This is a genomic window from Bacillus sp. JJ722, from assembly GCF_036963345.1.
Taxonomy (GTDB): Bacteria; Bacillota; Bacilli; order Bacillales; family DSM-1321; genus Bacillus_AD.
Genome location: NZ_JBALMO010000146.1, coordinates 1 through 3795, shown reverse-complemented (window position 1 = coordinate 3795; position 3795 = coordinate 1). Strand labels below are relative to the sequence as shown.

The following is a 3795-nucleotide window of genomic DNA, read 5'->3' as shown; positions in this document are numbered from 1 at the left end:
AAAGCGCAGGATTAGACAGAAAACTGCTTGTTTAGAGGAACTGTGTCAATTTTTGTAATAAAATCTTGAGTTGTATTAACATTACAAACATTAAGGGACTGCTAGCATGTTTTTATACAGTGCAAAAAGCCAGTTAATAATAACTGGCTTTGCAAAATCCAATTTAGCATAAGGGGAAAGGATTTATATAAAAAGGAGCATATGGGAGTTCCTTGTAAAAATGATAATAAACTATAAATCGTAAAAAATTATTAACAAACTATAAAATAAATATTAATTCTTACAAGATTATTTAGAGACGTTTTCTAGTTGTTCATAATAATTCTTTGCAAATGATACTCCATAAATTTGTAGAATAGCGCTAAGCAAAAAAACTAGAATCCATATTTCATTTTCAATAATAGCAAGCCCTATAGCTGCAAAGGCAGCAATGATACTGGGGATGAATCCTAAGGATGCTTTATAATGTTTAAAATATTTCATATAATCAACTCCAATTTAAGTTTATATATACCGTAACATGACTTTTATAATTCTATTATTTTTTTATAAATGTTTAATTTAATTTTGCCAGTTGCTTGAAGATATAAATTGAATAGTTATAACAAAAGGTAGAGCAATAAAAAAACTCCCCGATTAGAGAAGCATATGTGTATACTACTTTCCTATTTTAAACGGTGCTGCAAGTGTAAGTCCGTTCTTCATTGTTGCAAATTCAAATTCTGCTGAAGAGTTTTATTACACGATAATTACCAGGATTAAAAGAATGAGGCATTTGGTAAGAACTGAAAGAGGGGGTTTGGAAAAAAATTTGGGCGATTCTTCAATCAGAATCGCCTAATTGTCGGTTTACTGTTTTTAAGTCTTTAGTATAAATGGTTGTTTTTTTACGCTGGACTTTATTTCTCAGTGGTGAGGATCATATCGATATGAGGAATATTGTCTTCCAAATATTCTTCGGACATAGTTGAAAAGCCAAGAGAACTGTAAAAGTCCTTTAAATAGGATTGCGCCTGAATTTTAATTTGCTTTTCTCCTAATTCATTCAAGCAATAATTAATACCTCTCTGAACAAGCTCGGTCGCCAAACCATGTCCACGATAGTCTTTTTTCACTAATACTCTTCCTAGAGAAGCGAATTCTTTCTTATCATTTGATGGAATAATCCGAAGATATGCCATAATATCCTTATCATTTTCTTGAATTAAGTGATAATAGAAAGGGTCTAAGCCATCAATCTCAGGGTAAGGGTATTCTTGTTCCACCACAAAAACAGCGACCCTTTCCGACAATATTTTGTATAATTGTTCTTTAGTCAAATCATTAAAATGTTTTAATGTTGTAATAGTATTTGTTTTCATGTTTGTTACCACCTTAGTAGTTAGCAGCTATTACTGATTGTTTTTTACTATATAAGTATTATACCTCTAATTGTTTTTCAATGTTCTATTATTGTCATTCTTGATATCCAACGATAAGACTAATTTGTAAAAAATAATGATTAAGTATGTACATTAATAATTATTATCCCTAAGTATTTATTTTACTTTTCAATAAATTGTGTTAATATACTATAGGTTTTAAATAGTCATATGGTTACTATTTAAATACGCTAATATCAATCTACAAGATTTTTTTAATAAAATTGGTAAATTGATGTGAATCAATATACTACAGTGAAGGGAAAGTGATTAAAATGGGCATTAAAAGTATTGCTGTATTCTGTGGTTCTAAGTCTGGTAATGGTAATATTTATATGGAAACTGCAAAAAAACTAGGAGAAAAATTAGCATCTGAAAAAATAACATTAGTTTATGGTGGGGCTCAAGTGGGATGCATGGGTTCGGTAGCTGATGCGGCTCTAAAATATGGTGGTAAAGTAATAGGTGTTATCCCTGAAAAACTAAGAGATGTAGAAATAGCACATAATCAGCTTACAGAACTACATGTAGTGGATACGATGCATGAACGGAAAGCGATGATGGCAGATTTAGCTGATGCATTTCTGGCATTACCAGGAGGAGCAGGAACATTAGAGGAATGGTTCGAAGTATTTACTTGGGCGCAACTTGGTTATCATAACAAACCATGTGCTCTATTAAACGTAGATGGTTTTTTCGATCCACTGATATCAATGCTAGATCATACAATTGAAAAAGGTTTTATGAGTGAATCTTACCGAGAGATGATTCTTATTGCCTCAAATCAAGAAGAATTATTTGAAAAGCTGGAAAATTACAGACCTATTTATGCTACAAAATGGACTTGAAAAATATTATATTTGTAAGATGTAAATTCAGCAATCAAAAAATACTTTCGTATTCAAACGAAACTACACAGCCAGTCTCCGGTACAATACCGTCAACTGGCTGCATAATAAGGTGTATTAAGACTAATAATCATGTTCAAAATCTCTCGCTTTTAAAGGATGCATTGAGAAAGTTTGAGGGGCCCTATAAATCCTTTGTCTTAAATTATTCTTTAAAATTATTAGCTTGAATATGAAGTTCTTTCAAAAATTCCTTGCCTGCAGCAGAAAAATATATGTTTTTTAATTTAATATAGTAATAGGATATTTTTTGCTCTATTCCTAATACAGGCTTAACTATAATGTCTTCACGTTGATAAAACGGATCGAATTTGCAAGCTAAGACCGTTCCAAATCCGATTGCCAATCCCTCTGAGATAAAATATTTTTTTATTTCGAAATTTTGAGAAATTAGAAAGTCGAATTTACTAAATTCCCTAAATAGCTGAGAATGAAATTTTTTTGAGTCACTTATATTAAAGGAGGTAGCAATTGGATATTTATATAGATCCTCTATGTTAAGAGTGTCTTTACTCGCTAATTCAGAATCTTTTCTAAAACATATCATCATAGAGCTATCGATAATATGTGTTGTAGTAAGTAGCTGATTTTCTTTACTTGTCGAGGAAAAAGAACCGGTTAAGCCTATATCCGCATCACCATTTAAAACGTCTCTTCGAACTTGAGAAGGTGATGTTTCTTTAATTTGAAGAGTTATTTTTGGGAATTTTGCATTAAGTTCAGCTAATGTTTTTGGAAGAATACTCCGACAAATTCCTGGAACAGCTGAGATGGATAGATGTCCTTCGATTTCTGGAGATTTACATTTTGCTTCTTGTTTAAGTTCTTCAATATAATTTAAAGCTTTTTGAGCCTTTATGATTATTTTTTTTCCGGTTTCGGTTGGCTCTAATCCAGTTCTAGAACGTTCAAATATCTTTACACCAAGCTCTTCTTCTAAACGACTAATTGCTTGACTTATACTTGAAGAAGATATATACAGCCGTTCAGCCGTATTTGCGATTGATCCTTTTTTTTCTATTTCAGTTATGTATAAAAGTTGATTGATTCTCATAGTTTCACCCCTAATACATTAATTGATTTAGACCATTACCTATATTTATTTTTTCAAAATTCCATAGTTATCATTTTAAATATGGTATCTAATTATTGACATTGACTTTTATGTATTTCATTTTTCAGGATAATTTTAAAATCAAGTACTGGTTTTGTGATTGTTTTTCCTTTTAGAAAAATACAACCGAAAAATCTTGGTATTGTGAAAGGAACAATTAATGGTATTCGTATAATGTCTCCCTTAATAATGTATGGATCGTGCAACGAAGAAATAGATGTAGAAAATCCTATAGCTTGATTATTAGAAATAATTCTTTTAACAACTTCAGAATTGTTTGTTGTAACTAAAATTTTCATTGGTCCATAATTTTTTATTAATTCACTTATAATTTTTTTGCTGTTTTTTCCAT

Annotated in this window: 5 protein-coding genes; 1 reads left to right on the top strand and 4 read right to left on the bottom strand. The window is 30.6% G+C overall.

From position 1 onward, the window contains the following. Positions 1–288: 288 nt before the first annotated feature. Positions 289–483, bottom strand: coding sequence for a hypothetical protein (locus V7014_RS17540; protein WP_335508746.1), 195 nt, complete (start codon positions 481–483; stop codon positions 289–291). Between the two features lie 416 nt (positions 484–899). Continuing rightward, complete coding sequence (locus tag V7014_RS17535) at positions 900–1361, bottom strand: GNAT family N-acetyltransferase (protein ID WP_335508745.1); 462 nt, start codon at positions 1359–1361, stop codon at positions 900–902. 341 nt (positions 1362–1702) lie between these two features. On the opposite strand from V7014_RS17535, the gene V7014_RS17530 reads away from it, so the two are divergent. Then, positions 1703–2269, top strand: a complete 567-nt coding sequence (locus V7014_RS17530; RefSeq protein WP_335508748.1) for a TIGR00730 family Rossman fold protein — start codon at positions 1703–1705, stop codon at positions 2267–2269. A 205-nt stretch (positions 2270–2474) separates the two neighbouring features. Here the strand turns inward: V7014_RS17530 and V7014_RS17525 are convergent, their stop codons facing one another. Further along, complete coding sequence (locus V7014_RS17525; RefSeq protein ID WP_335508743.1) at positions 2475–3383, bottom strand: LysR family transcriptional regulator; 909 nt, start codon at positions 3381–3383, stop codon at positions 2475–2477. A 92-nt stretch (positions 3384–3475) separates the two neighbouring features. Further along, on the bottom strand, positions 3476–3795 hold a 320-nt coding region (locus tag V7014_RS17520; RefSeq protein ID WP_335508741.1), incomplete at its 5' end, for a hypothetical protein.